Below are 7,086 nucleotides of genomic sequence, written 5' to 3'. Positions count from 1 at the left end.
ACAAACGCGTTTGCAGATGATAGCAGGTCGAACGTGAAGATAAATCCTGCTACCCCAATAAGCAACGAGTATCGTGACGATGGCGTGCTGGACGGAAAGATAGGCAGAAGTGGTTGGACTTGGAACGGAAATGAGGGTTTGTATAATTTCACCACTATAAAAAACTTTCCGTCTGACGAATTAAACCAAAAGCCGATAGTTAGATTCGGCGGTGCGGGCACATACGTCTTTGGAGACTACGCCGTGACTGGAAAGCCGGTGATTAAATTAAGCTGGCCTTCTGCTTTAGGCCATGGTTACATGTGGGGAGCAAAAGGCACATACATTAAAGATGACGGCGACGGACAGTTTTATTTGAATAGTTCAAAAGCTGTTTTGAGGCTTCCTAAGGGCGTGACTAAAGACGATATAGTCTATGCGAGACTTTATTGGCAGGGAAATATATTCAGCACGACTGATTTTGACAGCAAAGCAGAATACAACAGCAAAGACGGAAAAAAATTGACCGGTTTTGCTAAGGGGTATACACGGGTGAAATTTAAAATGAAAAGCTCGAAAGGTAAAGCTAGCATAATAGAAGATGTTTATAGAGATAGATGCGAAGGAACGGCTGCTTGGAACTTTTTGGCAGAATCTCGCAAGCCCTTACGTTTGCGTTTAAAATATGGCTGCACTAAAGATATTACCGATCTAGTCAAGACATATTTTGAACCTTATTCCGACAGCATTGAATTTACTGTAGGAAACGTAAAAACGAGTGATGGTGAGGATCAAAGCGGTGCAGATTTTACCAATGGAGAGTTCAACAGCGTTCGTCTTGGGCCGTACGGCGGATGGGGAATAATCGTAGTATATGATAAAACCGCCCCGTCCAGAAGGGCTTTGCTAGATAATTTACAATCTAACGATAGCGTAACGGGTCAAAAAATGACTTATAAAGAAGCCGTAGAATATAAAAATAAATATTTTAAACCAAAAAACGTAACTATTTACGGCGATTATTTTGTCCTCACCCCTTGGGATAAGGGATATACGCCTATAAACATTAACGCTACCATCAGTGGATTTTATACACCTAGAAGTGGGTCCGTAAATGCAAAGCTAGGGTTTTTAGGGTTTGGTGGCGAGAGACAAATGACCTCCGACGAGTATTTTAAAGTTCAACACAAAGGAACCGCACAAATGGATTCGCTATACGGATCCGGTGTGGTTAATCAACGGTTAGCTAACGATCGCGCTAATATATACGACGGCTCTGTCGCTTTACTTATAAATGATAACGGCACCTATAAGTATAGCTATCCATACGGCACTGGTTATTTAGGTGGATTTGATCTGGACGAATTCGATATCGGTTCAAAGATGAAGAATGCGCAATCTAGTCTAAACATCTCTTTGGGTGCGGCGTATGAAGATCTCAACGGAGGTCAAGCCGATCAAAACTTCATAAGTATGATTGCTATTTCCGCCGATTTGTATGTCCCTCAAATGTGCTATCAGTATGAAGTCTATAACGCCTCTAACTGGGTTAAATTCTTTGATAATGATGGTAACCGAAGAAGCGAAGAGGATGTAAAAAAACTACATGAACCTCCTGAGCAGATCAAAAACCCGGTAGTTGCGGGTGAAAATATCTATTATAGAATGAAATTTGAAAATAGATTGAATGGCGGCGATAGCGAAGATGCAGCAGGTGCGGTAGTATCGATCGACTTTGGTCAAGCCGGCGCTACCTATACCAAAGATAGCGCTACTATAAATAACGAGCTAGTCGTAAATGATCCTATCACTACCACTACAAATACCATACCTGCGGCGGCAGCCGATGAACTAGTCTATTTACGCGATGGTCAAAAGGGTGCATACGAGACTATGAAAGACGTCATAAAAGGTGGCACTCCAAACGTTACGAAGGCTATTTATAAAGATAGGCAGTTTACTGCGCTTGACGGTAATATATTGAAATTTTATATAGGTCAAGGCGCGGGAGACTTAACTCCTTCTTCAACACCGGGCGGTAGTCCTGTACTTGTAGGCGGATTAATGCAGCCAGGTAAAGCGGCATACGGCGAGTTTAATGCTACCGTAAATACGGGTGCAACCATATTGCAGGCTCCTGCCGTGACACTAAGTTATAAGATGAGCTTGGATATAGGCGGCGGTCAGCGAGTCTTCATAGAGATGGATAGCGCTTCTGAACTTGAATTATGCGACGCGACAAAGGTTTCTAAAAGCGTTAATATCCTACCTTTAAGCGGTTTACAGGTAGTCAATAAGAATTTTAGTAAAAATGACGACGACGATAGGCTATATACTCAAATCTCCGATAAGCCTTTCGATGCGAAACTCATCTTTAGACCGGATTATGAGAGCCAATTTTGTAAGAAGTATAAGGATGATACCGGTAAATGCGAGGAATACATCGACGCAGCCGCAAATTCTCCTTACTTCAAAAAAGATCCGAATACCGGCAAGCTCGTATATATCGGTAGTGAGGCTAGAAAGCTTGAGAAATTCGACTTGAGCGGTAAATTGTATTTATCCGTTGTCAGGGCGAGAAATGCCGCTACTACCTCGGATAAAGTTGCCGATAGCGATAAGGGGAATAGCGCAGTTTACTCATGCCGATCCGTAACCGATTCCTTAAAAATTCCGTTTAAGATGAAGGACAAAACCGATTACACTATCGATAAGGAAGTGGATTTTAAAGGAAAAAGTATTTTAGAGCTAAACGATATAGAGATAGGAGATGCGTATCAGGGTCTTACATTTATGCTTAGCTATCGTCCGGATAATCAAGTTGCCTCAGGATCCGATTTAGATCAGTATATAAAAAACAAAGATTTAAATAACAGCGATCCTAAGGCTTATTATTCGGAGCTCAAGAAATGGGAGCTTAAAAAGCGATATGGATATTGCGAGACAGGTGAGAATTTTAGCTGGTGCAACACAAAACTAACTGCGGAGCAAAAGAAGGACATTTGGGAGAATAAAATACAACCAGAGTTGCAGAAGCTTGAAGATAATATAAAGGCTGCTAAAGATGAGTTCGGAATTCAAATGTCAAAAGACGGCTCGTTCCACATATGCGGTAGCGATAACTTCGTGCTTCGCCCTGCATATTTTAATGTAGATACAGAAGCGCTGAAGAATTCGGGCAAGTATAGCAAGATCGTAGACACTACCGCTAGCGGTGATATAACTAAAAAGGGTGATGGCTCCAGCGTACTTAATCCTAGTAATCTGCGCGTAGGTGGTGATTATACACAAAATGCAGATATCTTGGCTCATGTAATATCGGCCAGAAGCTATAGCGGCAACTACGTACCTAACTACACAGCAGAAATTGGCGGGGATTTGGGCAATCAACGCTATCATCTACGTAAAAGCTATGGCGCGGATTCTGATGATACTCAAGATATATCAACCAAGATTCGCGGTATTCAAACCTACTTGCGTCCGTTTATATCTAATGAATGCGCGGCTAATGTCTCTACTCAATCCTATTATGTAGATAGAAAGAATGCTTCCACTACATTAAAACGTGGCGTTAAAGAAGATAGTTGTTATGGTGGTACCGCAGTGGAATATTCCGGTGCTAAATACAATGCCGAAACAGGCAAATATGAGATTGATCCGGAAGCTATCAAAAAAGGCTCTTTTGGCAAGAGTGATGATGTCTCGTGCGTATTAAATGGCACAAGCTCGAAATTCGACGCAGCATTTAGAAGAGTATGGGATAAAAACGCTATAAGCTTATGGGCAAATTTTAACGCTAGGAATATCGTAGAAGCAGGAGGCGTTGCGAAATTTGATAGCAAAGGTCATGTTCAAGGCGCATATCTGATGACTCAGTCTAGAAAAGATCCGGAAGCTAAAGATAAAAGCTATGCCGTTATCTATACCGAAACCATAGGTAAAGATGCCGATAAAATTTTTAATTACTATAATGTCGGCGATGTGCTGGTAAATATCTATGATAACTCGTGGACGGATGCTTATTCCGATCAGACATACTCTAAGAAGTGGAAGAGCGCTAAATGTATCATCAATTCATCTAGCAATACTCCTAATGCTAAAGGTATGATAGGCTGCGACGTAGGTATGAGGCTTGCTGCTAACAAAGATAAAGCGATAAATGATAATATCGTATTACGCTACCGACCGGATCGTATCAGGGTATCTCTCACAAGCCTCGATAACGGCGTAACAAGCGGCGTAGGTGATAATAATATCACGGGCGGGGTATCTGCGTATACATATTTCAATGCTCCGGATATTGAGAATAATGTAGTAATATATGGTAGTGATAACTCTACGCAAAATTTAGCGGTGACGCATCAGATAAGTCAGCTAGCCAAGCTTAAGGTCAATGCCGTAGCATATCTATCCGACAAGGTCTATAAAGATGTCATCGCTACGCTTTATGACGGGTATAAACAAGATGTTGGCGGCACTCCTCAAGCCGTGTGCGGATTTTCAAGCGATCTTGATTTTGCGCTAAATTTCGGATTTGATTGTGCTAACAATAATGCCGACGGACGTTGCTCCACAGCTACCGCTAGGAGAACTGGCGGAGATACAAATTATGTACCGTATCCCGATAGGGCTAATGTTATCTACAATATTCCTGGCGGTACGCAGTTTTTTGCTAGCAATTCTAACGAGTGTCTAGGCGCTACGGGATATGATAGTAGATGCTATAAATATAACGTAAGAACTCTAAGTACCACTATAACCGGTGGAAGAAGAGACTGGAATGAGGCCGCTTCCGCCGGTGATGCGGGCTACGGTATGCCTATACCTCTTAGTATCGCCCTTAATTACTATTCAGATGCTACCCTAAGAGGTGGACTTATCAATAGGCCGCAAGGCGGTACGGGAATCAGGTATGACTCGAAGTCGGATCAATTTAGAATTTTGGCGCAAGGATTTAGAGAGGGGCAAACTCCTGACTCGACTGTATATTTCAACTTCGATAGAATGCATAAAACCCCTAGCACGCCGGTGCTTATCTATGCTAGTGACTTTGATGTCAGAGATGCGAAGAAGGGCGATCTTAAAACCTATGGAAAGTTTTGGCCGTCTAAGTTCGATAGCTCATATAATGCTATCTCGGATACTAACTCCGAGGATTATAATGAAGACAATATAAAGATATCAAAGGAGGATTTTGATACATTTATCACTAGAAAAGTTGAAGATACGACGGGAGTTAAAAAAGCAAAAATGAGCGTTGCAAATAAAGCTGATTATATAGCCGCTGCTAATTCCAATAGTAAGACCTATGCAACAGGTACGACCGTTACGGATTTTAGTGACAATATAGGTACTTATGCACTATTCGTCTACGGTACGTCGTATGATAAGAGCTTGGGGTCCAGAGTCTATCAGGCTACTACCAGAACCGGGGTAACCGTGCCTGTTTATGCGCAGATTTATTGCGGCAGAACCGATAGGTGCGCGAATATGCCTGCTCCTAGCGCAGAACTTGCTTATGAAGCCCCTAACTCGAATATATTTACCGTGCTAGCGGCTCAGGATCCTAGCTTGACCGATTTTACGAAGTTCGTAGTAAATACTAGGGCTACTCTAAATAATATAGGCGCAGAGTTTGTGAGTGCCTATAACAGCTTTACGACTTCTGGCGTAAATATTCACAGGGGTAATGTAGTAGACAGAGGCAAGGAAGACGTAGATATTAGGGCTACCGTACCGGGTCAAGCTACTATACGTATCGTCACTAATCCATGGCTTATCCATACGCCTGCCGGAAATCAGAGAACTATGTTTACGGTAGCGGGTGGAGCCTATTCTAGCCAGTACTCGGGCGTACCGCAGTATTTTAATCCTCTTATTGTAAACGTAAGGGCTGCTAACCCTACGGTTTGGGGCGGAGAAGGTCAAGTCAAGTCTGGTACGGAAGATGATGTAGGATCGTTTGCCGGTGGTAGCACGTCAGATAATAGTACTAGTGATACTTCTACGAAGAAGCTAGATACGGGAGATGTCCGCGATATCTACAACCAAAAGACCGATTGGTAATCTCTGCGTCAAACTCGCGATACAAAGGCTAGCCTTTGGGCTAGCCTTTTTTTATGGGCTAAATTCTAGCCTCATAGTGGTAAGATTTTTAAATTCTACTTCCCGTATTTGCGCCTAGAAATTCCATAGGAGTAAATTTCATCAAATTTCAATCGGTAAAATTCTGCCCTTGAGCCTTGGCGAGCAAAATCTTATCGCGTAATCTTGATAGTAAATTTTACCCGTTGAAATTCCACATTCCATGGCGACGTAAATTCTGCGACCGATCCCTACAGTAAGAATTCCGAGGCGAAATTTCGCAGCGGGTTTTACCGCACGATATTTTTGATCTTTGGCGTCACGGGCTTTGTGCTGCGCGGTCTTATAAAATTTGCCGTAAAGCTTATCGCGAGTTTTACTGCGCGGAATTTTACGTTTTAATGCGTCAAATGTAGCTGTGGAATTCCACTGAGCAAAATCTCGCTTGTACGCTGCTCTACCGCCTCGTGCATTGTAAGGTGCTGCAGAATTTCACTAGGCAGAATTCTGCCTAGCTCTATTGTAAGAAGTTCTACGCCTAGCTCTCGCCGTAAATTCTGCCACGGCAAAGCTGCCCTAGCGATAACGCCAAAATTCTATCACTCAAAGCCGCGTTTCGCGCTCTTTATTTAAAATTTTGTTTCGCCCAACCTGCCTAATTCTATCGTATGCGATTCCGTCCGCTCATTTACCCGTTTTTAAATGAAATTTCGGCACAATGCGGCTTAAAATTTCATCAGGAAAGCCACTTGAAAACAAAAAATATCAGAAATTTCAGCATCATCGCGCATATCGACCACGGCAAATCCACACTCGCAGACCGCCTAATCAGCGAGTGCAACGCCGTCGAGGCGCGCCAGATGAGCAGCCAGATCATGGATACGATGGATATCGAAAAGGAGCGCGGCATCACGATCAAGGCGCAGTCCGTGCGGCTCGAGTACGAGCTTGGCGGCGAGAAATACGTTTTAAATTTAATCGACACTCCGGGCCATGTGGATTTTAGCTACGAAGTCTCGCGCT

Annotated in this window: 2 protein-coding genes; both read left to right on the top strand. The window is 42.9% G+C overall.

Translation table 11 applies throughout. The annotated features are described in order from the left end of the window. Window positions 1–33: 33 nt before the first annotated feature. Window positions 34–6,045 (top strand): hypothetical protein, encoded by a 6,012-nt coding sequence (locus Q0620_RS10175; protein ID WP_298784994.1) that lies wholly within the window; start codon window positions 34–36, stop codon window positions 6,043–6,045. Between the two features lie 767 nt (window positions 6,046–6,812). Further along, window positions 6,813–7,086, top strand: a 274-nt coding sequence (locus Q0620_RS10170; protein WP_298784992.1) for a GTP-binding protein, incomplete at its 3' end; no start/stop codon positions are given.

The sequence above is a fragment of the uncultured Campylobacter sp. genome (genome assembly GCF_938017615.1).
GTDB lineage: Bacteria > Campylobacterota > Campylobacteria > Campylobacterales > Campylobacteraceae > Campylobacter_B.
Note: the sequence above shows the minus strand (reverse complement) of the source record. Positions and strands in the feature narration are given on the sequence as shown.